General features: G+C 37.8%; 14 protein-coding genes. 6 read left to right on the top strand and 8 right to left on the bottom strand.

The window, feature by feature from the left end:
• Positions 1–14: 14 nt before the first annotated feature.
• On the bottom strand, positions 15–1,226 hold the full coding sequence (gene hflX / locus DDY94_RS06935; protein WP_111683316.1) for a GTPase HflX: 1,212 nt from the start codon (positions 1,224–1,226) through the stop codon (positions 15–17).
• 72 nt (positions 1,227–1,298) lie between these two features.
• Here hflX and DDY94_RS06930 point away from each other — a divergent pair, with 72 nt between their 5' ends.
• The 4 genes from DDY94_RS06930 to DDY94_RS06915 all read left to right on the top strand — a co-directional run bounded on the left by DDY94_RS06930 (position 1,299) and on the right by DDY94_RS06915 (position 10,399).
• Positions 1,299–2,252, top strand: coding sequence for an endonuclease/exonuclease/phosphatase family protein (locus tag DDY94_RS06930; protein ID WP_111683315.1), 954 nt, complete (start codon positions 1,299–1,301; stop codon positions 2,250–2,252).
• Positions 2,253–2,475: 223 nt separating this feature from the next.
• On the top strand, positions 2,476–7,521 hold the full coding sequence (locus DDY94_RS06925) for a fibronectin type III domain-containing protein (protein WP_111683314.1): 5,046 nt from the start codon (positions 2,476–2,478) through the stop codon (positions 7,519–7,521).
• A gap of 30 nt (positions 7,522–7,551) precedes the next feature.
• The gene (locus tag DDY94_RS06920) at positions 7,552–8,463 is read left to right on the top strand and encodes a PorP/SprF family type IX secretion system membrane protein (protein WP_111683313.1); all 912 of its coding nucleotides are present in this window, start codon (positions 7,552–7,554) and stop codon (positions 8,461–8,463) included.
• 19 nt (positions 8,464–8,482) lie between these two features.
• Positions 8,483–10,399 carry an OmpA family protein gene (locus tag DDY94_RS06915; RefSeq protein WP_111683312.1) on the top strand — a complete coding sequence of 639 codons (1,917 nt, stop codon included), beginning with the start codon at positions 8,483–8,485 and terminating at the stop codon, positions 10,397–10,399.
• Between the two features lie 57 nt (positions 10,400–10,456).
• On the opposite strand, the gene DDY94_RS06910 is transcribed toward DDY94_RS06915, so the two are convergent.
• Complete coding sequence (locus DDY94_RS06910) at positions 10,457–10,984, bottom strand: YciI family protein (RefSeq protein WP_111683311.1); 528 nt, start codon at positions 10,982–10,984, stop codon at positions 10,457–10,459.
• Complete coding sequence (locus DDY94_RS06905) at positions 10,984–11,469, bottom strand: CYTH domain-containing protein (RefSeq protein WP_111683310.1); 486 nt, start codon at positions 11,467–11,469, stop codon at positions 10,984–10,986. The genes DDY94_RS06910 and DDY94_RS06905 overlap by 1 nt, the downstream gene beginning before the upstream one ends.
• A 29-nt stretch (positions 11,470–11,498) precedes the next feature.
• Between DDY94_RS06905 and dinB the strand changes: the two genes are divergently transcribed.
• Together dinB and DDY94_RS06895 are read left to right on the top strand one after the other, a co-directional pair.
• Entirely contained in the window at positions 11,499–12,611 is a 1,113-nt protein-coding gene (gene dinB / locus DDY94_RS06900; RefSeq protein ID WP_111683309.1) for a DNA polymerase IV, read from the top strand.
• Between the two features lie 47 nt (positions 12,612–12,658).
• Positions 12,659–13,651, top strand: coding sequence for a TolB family protein (locus DDY94_RS06895; RefSeq protein ID WP_111683308.1), 993 nt, complete (start codon positions 12,659–12,661; stop codon positions 13,649–13,651).
• Here the strand turns inward: DDY94_RS06895 and pyk are convergent.
• The 5 genes from pyk to DDY94_RS06870 all read right to left on the bottom strand — a co-directional run bounded on the left by pyk (position 13,623) and on the right by DDY94_RS06870 (position 17,936).
• A complete protein-coding gene (pyk, locus tag DDY94_RS06890; protein WP_111683307.1) occupies positions 13,623–15,065 on the bottom strand; it encodes a pyruvate kinase in 1,443 nt (480 codons plus the stop codon). The two genes, DDY94_RS06895 and pyk, sit on opposite strands and share 29 nt — an antisense overlap.
• Positions 15,066–15,542: an IPExxxVDY family protein gene (locus tag DDY94_RS06885; protein ID WP_111683306.1), complete on the bottom strand. Its 477-nt coding sequence runs from the start codon at positions 15,540–15,542 to the stop codon at positions 15,066–15,068. It lies immediately after the preceding gene.
• Between the two features lie 140 nt (positions 15,543–15,682).
• Positions 15,683–16,426, bottom strand: a complete 744-nt coding sequence (rnc, locus tag DDY94_RS06880; RefSeq protein WP_111683305.1) for a ribonuclease III — start codon at positions 16,424–16,426, stop codon at positions 15,683–15,685.
• A 13-nt stretch (positions 16,427–16,439) separates the two neighbouring features.
• A complete protein-coding gene (gene fabF, locus DDY94_RS06875) occupies positions 16,440–17,690 on the bottom strand; it encodes a beta-ketoacyl-ACP synthase II (RefSeq protein WP_111683304.1) in 1,251 nt (416 codons plus the stop codon).
• Between the two features lie 12 nt (positions 17,691–17,702).
• A complete protein-coding gene (locus tag DDY94_RS06870) occupies positions 17,703–17,936 on the bottom strand; it encodes an acyl carrier protein (protein WP_008269813.1) in 234 nt (77 codons plus the stop codon).
• Positions 17,937–18,111: the final 175 nt, after the last annotated feature.

The raw sequence follows: 18,111 nt of genomic DNA, 5'->3' as shown, positions 1-18,111 counted from the left end.
AAACCCAACCTTTTTTATGCAATATCTTCAACATCAGGATAAAGAAAATGATTATAAGGAAATCTGGTGATATGAATCTCTCGCACCTCCTTGTACACACGCTTTCTGAATTCATCTAAATTATCCCGATTCAAAGCTGAAATAAACAAGGCATTGTCACCCACATTAGACATCCATGTACGTTTCCAATCTTCAATACTGTAATTGGCCTTGGTGCGTTCGGTCATTAAATCTTCCTCGTCATAAGGCTCAGGGTTGTAAGCATCAATTTTATTAAAAACCATGATCGTTGGTTTATCCTTACTATCAATTTCATCAAGAATCTGGTTCACTGATTCTATATGCTCTTCAAAATTTGAATGTGAAATATCTACAACGTGCAACAAAAGGTCTGCTTCTCTAACCTCATCGAGTGTACTTTTGAAAGATTCTACCAATTGCGTTGGTAACTTTCTAATAAACCCAACAGTATCACTGACCAAAAAAGGAAGATTCCCAATCACTACTTTTCTTACCGTAGTATCTAGGGTTGCAAATAATTTATTCTCTGCGAAAACATCACTTTTACTTATAACATTCATAAGGGTAGACTTCCCAACATTGGTATACCCGACAAGAGCTACCCTAACCATTTTACCACGGTTTCCACGCTGAACAGCCATCTGTTTATCTATGGCTTTGATCTTAGATTTTAAGAGTGAAATTTTATCACGCACAATACGTCGGTCAGTTTCAATCTCGGTTTCACCCGGTCCGCGCATTCCAATACCACCTTTTTGACGTTCAAGGTGCGTCCACATTCCTTTTAGTCTCGGAAGTAAATATTCGCATTGTGCAAGTTCAACCTGTGTTCTGGCGTAACTGGTTTGAGCTCGCTGCGCGAAAATATCTAGTATTAAATTAGTTCTATCTAGAATTTTGCAATTCAGAATTTTACTGATGTTTCGTTCCTGAGCGGGAGACAATTCATCATCGAAAATTACGGTTCCTACCTCATTCTCTTTCACAAATTGTTGCACTTCGTCCATCTTCCCAGAACCTATAAATGTCTTAGGATTGGGCATGGTCATTTTTTGAGTATATCTTTTAACTACCTCACCACCAGCGGTATAGGTTAAAAATTCTAATTCATCTAAATATTCTTTAGACTGATCTTCATCCTGATTTTGTGTGATTATACCAATAAGTACAACTTTTTCTAAAGCTATGTCCTTTTTTTCTATCATAAATAATTCAAAGTGCAAAGTTAAACAAATGGGCTGTTCTATATACACTTTAAATATCCTATATTTATTGCCATGAAGAAGCCGTCATCCGTTACACATACCATTGCCTTTTATAATATTGAAAATCTTTTCGATCTTGAGAATGACCCACTAACAAATGATGATGATTATTTACCTACTTCGGCCAAACGCTGGACTTATAAGCGCTATGAAAATAAATTGCGTAAAATTGGTACTGTGATCCCCAAAATAGGGAATGATAACAACCAAGAGGCACCAGTAATTGTTGGTCTTGCAGAAGTTGAAAATGAGAAAGTATTATCAGACCTTGTAAATTCTGAAAATCTGGCTGATGAAAAGTACAGTTTTGTACATTACGATTCTCTCGATGAACGCGGTGTAGATGTTGCGCTTTTGTATAAAAGCGAACATTTTAAAGTTACCAATTCTGAAACATTCTCGGTTTATCTTCAAACTGAAACAGGAGAACGGGATTATACAAGAGATATCCTTTTGGTTCAGGGAGAACTGAACGGAGAATTACTTCATATTATTGTTAATCATTGGTCTTCTAGACGAGCGGGACAAGAAGAAACAAATTTCAAGCGATTAGCGGCTGCTCGGGTTGTAAGTTCAGTTATTCAGAATTTAAAAAATGAACACGATCAACCCAAAATTATTGTTATGGGTGACTTCAACGACAACCCAAATGACGAGAGTTTAGAGCTTATTGAAAAGCAAGGCAACTTGTTTAATCCATTTAAAACGGTTTGGTCCAAAGACGAAGGAAGCCTCAATCACGATTTTGAGTGGAATTTATTCGATCAAATCTTATTTTCTACTAACTTTTTTGATAGCTCAAATAGTTCACTGTCCTTCGATGAAGCAGACGTATTCAATGACAGGTTTTTAACCCAGTATCACGGTAAATACAAAGGGCAACCTTTCAGAACATATGTGGGTAAAAAATACAAAGGAGGATATAGTGACCATTTCCCTGTTTACATACAACTCAAAACATCCTAATCCATTTGTCGATTAATACGGTAGTTGGTCTATTATAACATTGTTAACATCTTGTTAATAGGCATTTTTTATATATTCGGGTCTCTAGTGAAAATGCTATTAACCAAAGCCTTCTTACTTAGAAAAACCCCTTAATCTTAGACAAGTTCTTAACTAACATTTCAATTCCTTTGTAATCAGCGTGTTATAAAGGAATATATAATTTCTAACAAACCGATTAATAATGAAAAAGATTACTCTATTTCTAATCATGCTAGGGTTCATTTTAACAGCGAATGCTCAGTATGTTTTTAGTCCTGTTACTGGACCTACAAACGTTGCTGCAGGTGCTCCCGTTACGATTAACCTTAATGATGTCGCCAACTCTGCTGGCGTTACTGCATCCTCCACTGGATCTTATGATTCATTCTCAGTCTCAGTAGACTGGACGGCCGGAGGCGGAGGCCCTTGGTCTTCCGAAGCCGATTTAACCTTTACAACTACAGCAGGTTCTGTTACAGTTGATCCTCCTACAACAGGAGGTGCTAACACAGGTGGCGCAACTACTTTGACTTTTGAAGGTACTTTAGCTGGTATATACGACCCTACTACAGATGGTTTTATAGACTTGGTTCTAAATCAAAGTTTTGGTGGTTCTGATGCTGATTGGGCAAACATTGAAGTTACATTGTTTGAAAGTCCAACTTGCGTTGTTCCTTTAGGAATGATGACAGACGCTGCGACAACAACATCTGTTGATCTATCTTGGACAGCAGGTGACTCTGAAACTGCATGGAATGTAGAGTACAACGGAGGCGCAGACTTTACACCAGGTAATGGTGAAGAAGAAGGTTCTTCAAATGTAACAGGCGCACCAACAGTTTCATTCTCAGGTCTTACAGCGGAGACTGATTATTTTGTTTACTACCAAGCAGATTGTGGTGGTGGAGACACAAGTGATTGGGTTGGTCCGTTTACCTTCAGAACAGGTTATTGTGTATCTAATCCATCTTCAAATGATGGACAAGGTATTTTAGACGCACAATTAGGAACTGAAAACTTTACTTCTGCCGGTGATGTAGTATTTGAAGATTTTACATCTCCAACAGTAGACCTAGCAGCTGGAGTAACTGCTAATTTCATTATAACTTTCGCAACAGGCTTTACATACAATGTAAATGTTTGGATCGATTTTAATAACGACCTTGTTTATGACAATGCTACAGAGCTTGTATTTCAAGGTGAAACTACAAACGCTAACCCAACAACATTTGATGCATCATTTGTAATGCCAAATGTTCCTCTTGGAGTTTATAACATGAGAATGGGATCTGCTGATTTCGGGCAGGCCACTCCAAATCCATGTTTTAATGGTTCATTTGGTGTAACTGCAGACTTTACAGTAAATGTAACAGCAGCGCCAGAATGTGTGCCAGCCTCTTCTTTAATTGCTGAAAATATTACAGAAACAACAGCCGATCTTTCATGGAATGACCTCACTGGAACAGGTGTTACTTGGGATTTAGAATGGGGACCTGCAGGATTTACTCCAGGAACAGGTACAATGGTAAACGGTTTAACTGCTACTAATTATATGTTAACAGGCTTAACTGCCGGTACAGAATATGATTACTATGTTTTAACAAACTGTGCGTCTTCATCATCAACCTTAGCAGGACCTTCTAGCTTTATTACAGCTACGCCAGGTGAAACATGTGCGAATGCTTTCCCAATGACTGTTGAAACCGATTGTGACGGAACTAATTCAGTAACATTCAATTTTGCTAATGGTGGAGATATTGATGCTAATGATGAAAACCCATCTTGTGATGCTTTCGGTAATTTTGGTTACTTCATAAGCTTTACTGCACCAGCCATTGGTTCTGTAATTATCAATTTTGACGGTGCTGCAGATAATATCGGTTTAGAGGTTTATGATGCTTGTGGTGGAACACCTGTTTCAGCATGTACAAATAACGCTTTTGACGCTGGTGATAACTCAGGAATCATCGGAGGATTAACTCCAGGAAATACTTATGTAGCCGTAATTTGGAGAGACACTGCTTCAGGTACTGCAGACGTTTGTATTGAAGAAGGGCCAACTTGTCCATTCCCAATTAACTTAGATGCAATTAACCTTACGGAAAATTCTGCTGATCTAGCTTGGGATGAAAACGGTACTGCTACAGAATGGAACATCGAATGGGGGCCAGCAGGATTTACCCCAGGTACTGGAACCGTAATCAATAACGTTACTACCAATCCATTCAATTTAGGTGGTTTAGCGCAAAACACAAGTTACGACTTTTACGTTCAGGCGATTTGTGGTAGTGATACTTCAGACTTTTCTGGTCCATTTACATTTACAACAACACCACAAACTAACTTTGTATTAGATTGTACAAATGATGGTCCACTGACTCAAGACTATTGTTATGAAAATGGCGGTGCTGCAAACCCACTTATTTTCACTTTCACAAGTAATGATGGTACGCCATTAAACTTAGTATTCAATTCTGGTAATGTTGAAAATAACTGGGATGAACTAGTTGTTATAGATTCTGATGGAACACCATTCCCAGGATTTGCAGCCGCTGACCAAAACTATGGTAATGCGGGTAACATTGGTGGCTTATCTTTCCAATCAACTGGCGACACTATTTCATGGTATATTAACTCTGATGGTTCGGTAAGTTGTGCTAGTGGAAGTACAGGACTTACAGCGGGCATTAACTACACGGTATCTTGTGCAACGTGTATTAACCCACAAGCTACATATACAGTAATTGATGATTGTGATAATGGTGATCAGTTCTTATTAGATGTAAATATTACTAGTCTTGGTGATGCTACATCATTGACGATTTCAAATAATATAGATGCTTCAACAGTTCCTGTTACAGCGACAGGTGTTTATCAGATTGGGCCTTTCCCATTCAACGTTGACGTAATTGCTACAGTAAGTAACGATCAGGACGCTAACTGTATCATCAATAGCCAGCCAATCCAGTTATTGGCTTGTCCTCCGGCAAATGATAATTGTGAGGGTGCTATAACTGCGGTAGTGAATGACGATGGTTCTTGTGATCAAGTAACTCCTGGAACTATCCTAGCAGCTACACCTTCTGGTGTGCCAAATGGAAGTTGTACCGGAAACCCTGATGATGATGTTTGGTTTGAATTTACTGCTTTAAGCGAAGTTCAAATTATATCAATAATTAATATCACTGGTGGTACATTCAACATAGATCATGCAGTTTACGAAGGAAGTTGTGACGGCCTAACTGAATTATATTGTTCTAATGACGATGCTAGTGTTACACCACAGCTTGTTGTAGGTAATACATACTTTATTAGAGTGTTTAGTGGTGGTGGAGATGCAGAAACTTCGAGTTTTGATCTTTGTATCAGAGAAGCACCTTCAAACATTATCTGTGAAAACGCAGAGAACTTCTGTGCTGAAGGTGGTGCGTTAACTACACCAAATATTATTGGTATTCCAGATCCAAACGATTTAGCTTGTTTAGGTACAGCTCCAAACCCAGTTTGGAACATCCTTCAAATCGGTGAATCTGGTCCGATTGAGATTCAAATTAATCAGCAAGATGATAACGGTAACGGTTTAGATGTAGACTTTGTACTATGGGGACCATTTACTTCAGTTGAACAAGCTTGTATGGATATTGTATTTGAAGACTGTCCTACATGTCCTAATAATACAACTAACCCTAACTTCTATCCGTTTGGAAATATTGTAGACTGTAGTTACTCAGCAGCTTCGGTAGAAAACTTAACTATTGATAATGCAGTTGCAGGTGAAATATACATGTTACTGGTAACCAATTTTAATGGTAACCCTGGAACAATTACAATTGAGCAAACCAATATATCTGATACAGATAGTGGTGAAATTACTGCTGAAATTGAAGCTCAAATCATAAGTGATGAAGTAGTTATCGATCCTAATAATGATCCAACAGAGGTTGATGAAGTTTCTGTTTGTGGTTTCGATTCAGTAACTATTCAGACGGATTCTCCATTCGCAGATGAATTTGTTTGGTATCAAGACGGATTTGTGATGCCTGGTGAGACAGGTCCATCTATTACAGTAACAGAATCTAACAACTATCAAGTTCAGGCTTTCGATAATCAGTGCGGTGCGGATGCATTTTCACAGATTGTTATTGTAAATCTTTATAATGATCCTGGTACTATTGAACCTCAGACTTTAACTGTGTGTGACGGTCCTGGTTCTGATGGTGTTGAAGACTTTGATTTGGATGCTTTATCAGCTTCACTTGGATTAGGTGCCGGCTTTACCGTGACTTACTATACCAATACAGCTGATGCTAACCAAGCAATCAATCCGGTAGCTTCACCTTATACCTCATCAGGTGAAACTTTAATCATCAGAGTTGAAGATTCTGATGCAGCGGCAAATGGTTTCTTAGGCTGTCGTCAACTTTCTGAAGTTGCTTTAGTTGTTGATGCTCGTCCAGCTGCAAACCAGCCTGCAGATTTCATAGTTTGTGATGATCTTGATGGTACCGTAGATGGGGCAACTGAGTTTGATCTTACATCTATTGATCCAGAAATTAGTACAGATCCTAATGTTACTATCACTTACCATACTTCGCAAGAAGATGCTGATAGTGGTACAGCTGCATTAGCAAGTCCGTACACAAGTAGTGGTGAAACGATCTATGTAAGAGTTGAAGATAACATCACTGGATGTTATGAAACAACGTCATTCAACCTTGTCGTTAATATTGTACCTCTTGCAACATTTGACCCTGCTTTCGATTATGAAGTTTGTCCGAATGCTACAGTTCCTGTAACCATAGGAATTATTCCAGATAACTTTACCGCTTCTGATGTTTCTGTAAGCTGGTTATTAGACGGATCGCCAATAGCGGGTAGTGGATTAACTCTCGAAACTGTATTAGTAGAAGGTGATTACTCTGCTGTAATTACATTTAACGCTACAGGTTGTACCAATACAATAACAACATTTGTAGAAGAATTAGAATCTTGTATTTTCCCTCAAGGTATATCTCCAGGCGTAAGCCCTGGGCAGAATGATACTTTCGATTTAAGTAGTTTTGATGTCGTTAGACTCGAAATCTTTAATAGAAACGGAACATTAGTATACTCTAAGGATAATTATGTTGATGAATGGGAAGGACAGACCAATGATGGTGAAGAACTTCCTGTTGGAACATATTTCTATACAGTCGTTTATGAAGGTGGTGCGAAGACTCGCAGTGCTTGGGTATACATTAACAGATAATCAACTAACTTGAATCAACTTAAAAATATAATGAAAAAACTCTCTATTATAGCGGTATTGCTCTTTGCATTTCAAATGTATGGGCAACAAGACCCTCAGTACACGCAGTACATGTATAATATGAATATAGTGAACCCAGCCTACGCCGGTTCGCGCGAAAATTTATCTTTCGGATTATTATACAGAAATCAATGGTCAAGAATTGATGGAGGCCCTGAAACTGGAACATTCTTTGGGCATTCTCCAATTGGAAATAACTTAGGACTGGGTGTGTCTTTGATATCAGATCAAATAGGGCCGGTTAAAGAAACTAATGCTTATGTGGATGTATCTTATACACTCAAATTGGGTGGCGAGCATCGCTTGGCCTTCGGAGTTAAAGCCGGTGCAACATTTCATGATATAAATCTAACAAGTGGTAACGTTGCGGTAATTGATCCTAATGATCCATTTTTCGGAATAGGTATTAACGAAACTACGCCTAATATTGGTGCAGGTTTCTTTTACTATACCAATAAGTATTATTTATCATTATCGGTACCTAACATGTTATCATCAGTTCATTTAGATTCTAATGGTAACAAGATCGGTTCAGAAACTCAACATTATTTCTTAACTGGTGGTTATGTATTTGATCTTTCGCCAAACACAGAATTAAAACCTTCGTTTATGGTGAAGTCAGCATTTGATGCACCAACGTCATTCGATGTTAACCTCAATGCCAGATTCTTTAAGAAGTTTGAAATAGGAGCTTCTTATCGTTTAGATGACTCATTTTCAGGCCTAGTTAATTTTGCATTGTCACCGGCGATAAGAGTTGGTTATGCTTATGACGCAGTGTCTTCAGACATTAAAGCATTTGCACCAGCATCTCATGAAGTTATGTTGTTATTCGACCTTAATTTCCCGAAACGCGTTTCACGTTCACCTAGATACTTTTAATCCGTTAAGCTAAACAATTATGAAAAACTTAAAAACAATATTATTTATCGCGTTGATGAGTAGTTTATGCTTAACTGCTCAGAATAGTGACACAAAAAAGGCAGACAAACAATTTGCAAGATTCGAGTTTGTGAAGGCTGCTGAGAGCTATCAGAAACTAGTTGATAGTGGTAAAGGGAATGCATATGTATATGCGCAATTGGCAGAAAGTTATTATAACATTTTTAGTACGGTTGAAGCTGAACGCTGGTATGCTAAAGCATTAGAATCTTCTGAAGATCCAGAACTAATTTACAAGTATGCAGAAATGCTTAAAGCCAATGGAAAATATGAAGCATCAAATCAGCAAATGGAAAAATTTGCTTCGATGCGTCCTTCCGATAACAGAGCCACTGCATTTAGAAAGAACCCTAACTATTTACCAAAGATCTTAGAACAAGGTAAAAAGTTCAATGTTCAAGATGCAGGTATTAATACCCCTCAATCTGATTTCGGTGGAACTTTTTACGATGGTAAATTGTATATCGCGTCTGGTAGAAATGATAACCGTAAAACTTACGGTTGGAATGAAGAGCCATTTTTAGATATTTATTCAGTTTCTAAAAACTCTGATGGATCATTTCAGGCAGCAACTTTATTGAATGATAAGATCAATACTAAGTTTCATGAAGGCTTAGTGTCATTTTCTCCTGATGGTTCAACCATGTATTTTTCTAGAGAAAGTTATTTTGAAAAAGACTTCCAGAAAGATTCATTGAGCAATGCAAGATTTGGCCAATTATACCTATTCAAGGCCACTAAACTTGGTTCAGATTGGGATACGGTTGAAGCATTATCAGTTAACAGCGAGAATTATTCTGTGAAGAATCCTGCGGTTAGCCCAGATGGTAAAACACTTTATTTCTCATCTAACATGCCAGGTGGTTATGGATTATTCGATCTATATAAAGCACCAATAAATGATGATGGAACCATTGGAGCACCTGTAAACCTCGGACAAAAAATCAATACTGAAGGTCAGGAAATGTTCCCATACGTAAGTAGCAATAATACCTTGTATTTCTCTTCAAACGGTCATTTAGGCCTTGGTGGAATGGATGTTTTCTACACGCGAGAGATCGACGGAAAAATGGCACCAATACGCAACGTAGGGATTCCTATTAACAGTAATGGTGACGACTTTGCATTTACAATAGATGAAGAAGCTGAAGAAGGTTTTGTGTCTTCTAATAGAGACGGCGGACAAGGAAGTGATGATGTTTATGCCTTTAAAAAATTACAACCCTTATGTGATGTACTGATCACTGCAACAGTATTAGATGATAAAACAAGATCGCCATTAAGCGGTGCAACTGTAACGTTGATAGATGCAGAAGGCAACAGAGTTGTCTCTAAGACTACAAATTCCGAAGGTATTGCCGAGTTTATTGTAGAGTGTGAAACAGACTCTGAGCTCGAAGTGGTTATGGAAAATTTCGAAAGCAAAAAAGTACAGGTTGGTGGTACTAGCGAAGAAGAACTAGCGGTACAGATCTCTTTAGATCCGATCGAAGAAATTATCAAACCTGAAGAAATTGTTCTTAATCCAATTTACTTCGATTACGACAAATCCAATATCACAGCGCAGGCTGCATTTGAATTGGATAAATTAGTTCAGATAATGAATAAGTATCCAGACCTTGTAATCAATGCTACATCACATACCGATAGTAGAGGATCTGATTCATATAACCAAAGATTATCGCAGCGTAGAGCTAAGAGTACGCAGCAATATGTAATATCTAAGGGTATTGACGAATCTCGTATTACTGCAGAAGGAAAAGGTGAAAGCGAGCCAAAAGTAAAGTGTGGTTCTAATTGTACAGATGACGAACACCAGCAAAATAGACGTTCAGAATTTTTGATCGTTAGTGGTGGTCCACAAGCTCAGAAATAGTCTGGTCAATTAAACCATTAATTAAAGCCTATCATTTGTTAAATTGATAGGCTTTTTTTATCGCAAACCAAAACCCTTAGCTGCCCACCAAGGATGTACCTCAATGACTAATCGGCCTGCTTTTACAGCCGGATCAGCATTTGCCAAACTGTCTGCCATCGCTAAGTTTGGAACATTGTAGATTGTAATTCCTCTTATATCACTCTCGTCATCAAACGGCCCAGAAATATCGGCATATCCTAAGTCGTACATTTTTCCTAAATGTGCCATATGTTCGGCTTGTATCTTATTAGCCTCTTCTTCATTTTGGTCTCTGTTAGGTCCTGTTTTCAGAAAGGCAATAAAATATTGCTGCATGATTATGGTGTCCTTAGTTTTCTCATCGACATAATCAAAAATTTGGTAGCCTTCTTCAGTGAGTTTCGCTTTAAACTCTGCAATAGACTGCTCCTCTATGGTATCGATATACTCAAGATTTAACTCTTCGCTCGCTTCATTAAGCTCTTCGGTAATCGATTTACTGGGTTCATTTTTACATGCCGTTAAAGCTCCGAGGAGTAACAAGATTAAAAGTGATTGTTTCATTATTTCCAATGTTTAAAAGGTTGTTTGCTTAATTGTGAATTATAATATTTAACCTGCCCTGTAACTTCTTCACCAAGCCAATCAGGTTTTATAAATGTTTCGTCTTTTGAATTTAATTCGATTTCAGCGATGATCAGACCATCATTATCGCCGTAGAATTCATCAATTTCATAAATATGATCCTTCATTCTTACTTCATATCGAATTTTATCAATAATTGTTGGCTCACATAATTTAAGTAACGACTCTGCCTCTTCAGAAGCAATTTCATTTTCCCATTCAAAGCGCGATAAGCCATCTTCAGAGGACTTCCCTTTAACTGTCAAAAAGCCTTTGCCTTTTTTTAGTCTTACACGTACGGTACGCTCCTCATGACTATTCAAAAATCCTTGTTTTATGGAATAGCTGTCAAAAGCTTCATTTTTGAATTGGTCTGATATTACTAAAAATTTACGCTCGATCTCTTCGGTCAAAACAGCTAACATTTAAGGCTATTAATGCCTAAATTTACATTATGATTGACGATTTACCAATAAGAAAGATTATTCATATTGATATGGACGCCTTCTATGCATCCGTGGAGCAGATGGATCATCCTGAACTTAAAGGTAAACCAATTGCTGTTGGAGGCGGTGGTAAACGCGGCGTTATTAGTGCTGCGAGTTACGAGGCGCGAAAATTTGGTGTCAAAAGTGCCATGTCTGGTCGGTTGGCTGAGAAACTATGTCCGGAGTTGATCTTTGTTAAACATCGTTTTGATCGTTACAAGGAAATATCTGAACAGGTTCGGAATATTTTTTTCGACTATACCGATCTTGTGGAGCCTTTATCGCTAGATGAAGCATACCTCGACGTTACAGAAAACAAAATCGGATTCCCAAGCGCAACGCTCATTGCCCAAAAAATAAGGCATCGGATTTTTGAAGAAATTGGATTGACGGCTTCCGCAGGAATTTCGATTAATAAATTTATAGCTAAAGTAGCGAGTGATTATAACAAACCTAATGGTCAAAAGACCGTAAACCCTGAAGATGTTATTCAATTTCTTGAAGATCTCGACATAAGAAAGTTTTATGGCGTCGGAAAAGTGACAGCGGAAAAAATGTATCAAAAGGGAATCTTTATAGGTAAAGATCTTAAATCTAAAAGTCTAGACTATCTCGATGAAAACTTCGGGAAATCTGGTCGTTATTATTACCATGTTGTACGCGGCATTCATAAAAGTGAAGTAAAACCAAATCGCATAAGAAAGTCTTTGGCTGCCGAGCGTACTTTCAGTGAAAATCTCTCCTCTGAGATCTTTATGCTTGAAAAACTAGAGCATATTGCAGAAGAAGTTTCCAAACGATTAGACAAAAGTAATGTGGCAGGAAAAACCGTTACTCTCAAAATAAAATATAGTGACTTTTCACTACAAACACGAAGCAAAACGCTACCCTATTATATCAGCGATAAATCTGTGATTTTAGAAACCTCTAAAGACCTACTCTACCAAGACAAACTCAATAACTCTGTAAGGCTTTTAGGTATCTCATTATCGAATTTGAATACGGAAAAGCCCGCCTCCGCTAAGGCTTCGGCGGACACTAAAAAATCTGTTAGCGCTCAGTTAAAGTTTGATTTTTAACGGCTTGAATTTCTTAAGTTTATAGAACTAACTCAAACAATCAAAAAATGAAAGTCAATAATTTCATCTTGGTTTTCGTGTTTTTTTGCACCATATCGTCGTGTAAAGACAATGAAGTAAAACCAGACCACGAAAAAACTGAAGCATCTACAGAACTGTTGGAAGGTGTTCAGCCATTCGTCCCAAATATATTTTCTCAGTTTGCCAATGTGCGAGATTTTACAATGAATAATGAAGAAACCGAAGCTTACTTTACATTGCAGAGTCCAGGAAGAGAACTGTCGGTAATTATGAAGATGGAAAACAAAGAAGGCACCTGGCAGCAGCCTGAGATTAGCTCGTTTTCTGGGAAATACACAGATCTTGAACCCTTTTTATCACCCGATAATTTGAAGCTCTATTTTGTATCTAATCGTCCTGTTTCTAAAGACAGTAGCACTATTAAGGATATGGATATTTGGTATGTAGAGCGCAGTACTATCAACACAGATTGGTCGGAGCCTAAAAATCTAGGAGCACCAGTAAATACAACAGGTGACGAGTTTTATCCATCCGTAGCCAGTAATGGGAATCTTTATTTTACCCTTATTAAGCCCGAGTTAGAATCTGCCGATGACATTTATGTAAGCCGATTGGAAAATGGCAGATATATTGAGCCAACGATTTTGGGCGAAGGGGTTAATACCAAAGGTGCCGAGTACAATGCCTTTATTGCACCAGATGAGTCTTATCTTATTTTTGGTGGATGGCGGAGACCTGACGGCTTAGGCTCTGGTGATATGTACATGAGTAGAAATACTAATGGCGTATGGACAACAGCTGAAAACCTAGGTAACAAGATCAATTCAAAATACATGGAGTTTTGTCCGTTTGTGCTCAATGGGACACTCTATTTCACAAGTAGAAAAAGCAGTGTTACCGCTAAGGACAATGGATTTGAATCTACCGAAGAATTACTATCTGAGATTAATAAATACGACAATGGCTTCAGTCGTATTTATAAGGTCGATTTTAAAAACTACAACTCTCAATCTCCGTAACACGCAAGGTGTTAACCATACCACGATCTTTAATTGGCATCGCCGCTAAACTAATTAGCATGTCTCCTACTTCAAGATAGCCTTTCTTACAGGCAATGGCGTTTACATCTTCGATGGTTTCATCTGTACTTACAAAACGGTCGTAGTAAAAGGCTTCAACACCCCAAAGTAAACTCAATTGCGTTAGAATTCGCTCATTAGATGTAAATACCAAAATGTGTGCTTTTGGTCTCCACGCCGAAATCTGAAACGCAGTATATCCACTATTTGTTAAGGTTGAAATCGCTTTCGCGTTGATCTCATTAGCCATATTTGCAGCATGGTAACAAATGGACTTTGTGATGTATCGCTTCGTACGAATATGAGGTGGTGATTGTGGTACTTCAATAAGTGGTGAATCTTCTACACTGCGTATAATATTCGACATCTGCTTGATCACCTGAACCGGATATTGACCAACCGACGTTTCTCCCGAAAGCATTACAGCATCTGCACCATCCATTACAGAATTGGCAACATCATTTACTTCAGCACGTGTCGCTGTTAAACTTGTGATCATGGTCTCCATCATCTGGGTAGCGATGATCACTGGGATTCTGGCGCGCTTTGCTCGCAACACCAATTGCTTTTGAATTAAAGGAACTTCTTCCGCCGGTATTTCTACACCCAAATCTCCACGAGCTACCATCAATCCATCACAATAAGCAACGATCTTATCTATGTTTTCAACGGCTTCAGGCTTTTCAATCTTAGCAATGATCGGAATTTTATGATCACTATGTTCTTTGATTAATTCTTCGAGCTGCATCAGGTCTTCGGCATGTCTCACAAAAGACAAGGCAATCCAATCGACACGCTGACCAATTGCAAAAATAGCATCCTCAATATCTTTTTCAGTAAGCGCTGGTTGCGAAATATTAGTATTTGGAAGGTTAACCCCTTTCTTTGATTTTAATGGTCCACCCTGAAGTACTTTAGCTTTTACTTCAGATTCTCCATCTGTTGATACCACTTCGAAAATCAACTTTCCGTCATCTAACAAGATACGCTCACCTGGCTTTGCGTCTTGAGGAAAGTTTTCATAGGTCATATAAACCCGCTCTTTAGTACCTTCAAAACGCTCGCCTGTAGCAAATGTTATTTCATCACCTTCGTTCACGATAACATCACCTTTCATGGTTCCTACTCGTAGTTTCGGACCTTGTAGATCCGCCAAGATTGACGCGTTAAAACCATGTTCTTCATTGAGCTCGCGAATCATCTTTATACGCTCTTTAACATCTTTATAATCGGCGTGCGAAAAATTGATTCTAAATACATTAGCGCCTTCTTCTAACATTGCCTTGAGTACTTCTTTATTACTCGTTGCCGGGCCTAATGTTGCTACTATTTTAGTTTTCTTATTTGACATCAATTAAAAAATTAAATGATCTTTTGATTTTACTTTTGAAGGGTTAACTGAGTAACTCGTAACGATCTGCGGAATATGCTGTAGTTTATTCAAAATTAATTTTTCATTTATATTTTGAATCTCCTCAGAGATCTTAATGAAATAGTCTACGGTTTTATATTCAGGAACAAGATTAAACGTTTTTATTACTTTTTCTTCAGCCTGAAATAAGCCTGTACTATACAAACTGTCCTCTTCTTTTTTACATACGTTTGAAACTAAATTCCAGGTAACGTATTCAGAGGCATTGTTCCATTCAAAAATACTGTACGAAGACTTCATATATTCAAAGTCGAGATCGTCCGATTTCCGCTTTAGGTTAAGACCTAAACTTTGATTGAGTAAGTAAGCTAAACGGTAATCTTCTAACCCACAATGAATAGCAATAAGTTTGTAGGTGTCGTCATAAAAATCGTCAACCAGAAGTTTATGTAAAGCCATACAGTTCTCCCTTTGAGCGGTAAATATAGTACAATAATAGGTTGATTAGGTGAACTTTTGGTTAATCTTAGCCTCTAAAACTTACGAAAACGTTGTAGTTGGAAAATTTATAATTTTTGCCATTGGAAGACCGCTTCAAATTAAATATGCTTAGTAATTTCTTTCTGAAATGCAAAAAACGCACGTTTCGAGGCTTTTTCTTCAGCCTTCTTTTTTGAAGTTGCGCGTGCCTTTGATACTACCTTGTCATTGATGCTCAGTTTTACAGAGAAATGCTTTAGTTCATCGTTTCCGGTATCTTCATAGACCTCGTAATTGAAGGTGTTTTTTTCTTTCTGGCACCATTCGATCAACAAACTCTTATAGCTAATCACCTTACCTTCTAAAGTTTCGATATCAACATGTGGATTGATAACGCGTTGGTAAAGGAACTTTTCACAAGTTTTATATCCTTTATCAAGGTAAATGGCACCAACTAAAGCTTCGAATAAATTTCCGTGAATATTATTTCCAAAATTAGATTTAGGAATTCTACTTTGTACTAAATCAATGAGGTTTAACTCTTTTCCTAGTTCATTCAGATGCTCTCTACTGACTACTTTAGAGCGCATTTTGGTGAGATAACCTTCATCACCATGTGGTACCTGTTCGTACAAATAAGCTGCAATGACCGAGCTGATCATAGCGTCGCCTACAAATTCTAATCTTTCATAGTTGATAGGATTGCCTTTGTCATCTTTAATATTCATAGATCGATGCGTAAAGGCTTTGATGTAAAGGGATTCAGATTTAGGTTTAAACCCAAGAATCTCTTTTAGTTGTAAAAAAAAATTCCCGTCAGCTTGCGCGCGGGAATTCTTTAATATGTTACGAATGAAACGCATTCGGAGTTATGTTTTAGTCTAGCTTTTTAAACAATACACAAGCGTTATGACCACCAAATCCGAATGTATTACTCATTGCGACTTTAATATCTCTTTTCTGTGCTTTATTGAGAGTCAAATTTAATTCAGGGTCTATGTTCTCGTCAACCGTTTCGTGATTAATTGTTGGTGGAATTATTCCGTGCTCTAATGCCATTATTGAAGCAATGGCTTCTATCGCACCGGCAGCACCTAACAAATGACCAGTCATAGACTTGGTAGAATTAATATTGATATTCTTAGCATGACTGCCAAATACTTCAGATATAGCTTTTAATTCTGCAACATCGCCTAAAGGAGTGGATGTGCCGTGGGTATTAATATGATCTACATCTTCAGGATTTAAACCGGCATTTTCTAAACAGTTTTTCATCACCGCAACAACACCTATTCCGTCTGGATGTGGCGCAGTCATATGATACGCATCAGAAGATAAACCACCTCCAACAACTTCTGCATAAATTTTTGCACCTCTCGCTTTGGCATGTTCGTATTCTTCTAAAACTATTGAACCAGCACCTTCTCCTAATACAAATCCATCACGATTTGCATCGAATGGTCTTGAGGCCGTTGAAGGACTATCATTTCTGGTACTCATAGCGTGCATAGCATTAAATCCTCCCATACCAGCTATGGTTACAGCAGCTTCACTTCCGCCTGTAATTACAACATCACAATGTCCTAAACGAATAGTGTTTAAGGCATCGATCATTGAATTTGCAGAAGAGGCACATGCCGAAACCGTGGTATAATTTGGACCCATGAAACCATACTTAATAGATATGTTTCCTGGTGCTATATCAGCGATCATTTTTGGGATGAATCGTGGACTAAATCGAGGTGTACCATCACCAGCAGCAAAATTCAACACTTCTTCCTGAAATGTTTCAAGACCACCAATACCAGCTCCCCATATTACTCCTACTCTGTATTTATTAATTGTGTCTAAGTCTAATTTCGAATCTGCAATAGCTTCATCTGAAGCCACCATAGCATATTGCGAAAACTTATCCATTTGACGCGCTAACTTTCTATCAATAAAGTCAGTAACTTCAAAGTTTTTTACTTCACAAGCGAATTGCGTTTTGAACTTTTCAGCATCAAAATGTGTGATTGGGGCAGCGCCACTCTTACCACTAACAAGACCATCCCAATATTCATCCTTGGTATTGCCTATTGGTGTAAGTGCACCTAAACCAGTAACTACGACTCGCTTTAATTCCATAAAAATAAAGTCTTATTTTGCTTCTTCTATGTAAGAGATAGCTTGACCAACTGTTGCAATGTTTTCAGCTTGATCGTCTGGGATTTGAATATCAAATTCTTTTTCAAATTCCATTATTAATTCTACAGTATCTAATGAATCTGCACCTAAGTCGTTAGTGAAGCTCGCTTCAGTTACAACTTCGTTTTCATCAACACCTAATTTGTCTACGATAATCGCTTTTACTCTTGATGCAATGTCTGACATAATCTTTTAATTTTAAGTTTTAATTAGACCGCAAAAATAAAAAACTTTATTTTAAAATACATTTTTACCGATAAAATGTGGCCTTAAATGCCAAATTTCGGCAGAAGTCCAATTTTTTTGTGTCTAATTGTAAATTATTATTCTTTTTTTTGTCTCGAATAATAAACCATTATAA

Source organism: Winogradskyella tangerina (assembly GCF_003260205.1).
Classification (GTDB): Bacteria; Bacteroidota; Bacteroidia; order Flavobacteriales; family Flavobacteriaceae; genus Winogradskyella; species Winogradskyella tangerina.
The sequence above is the reverse complement of the archived record's forward strand: the minus strand, read 5'-3'. Positions and strand labels throughout refer to the sequence as shown.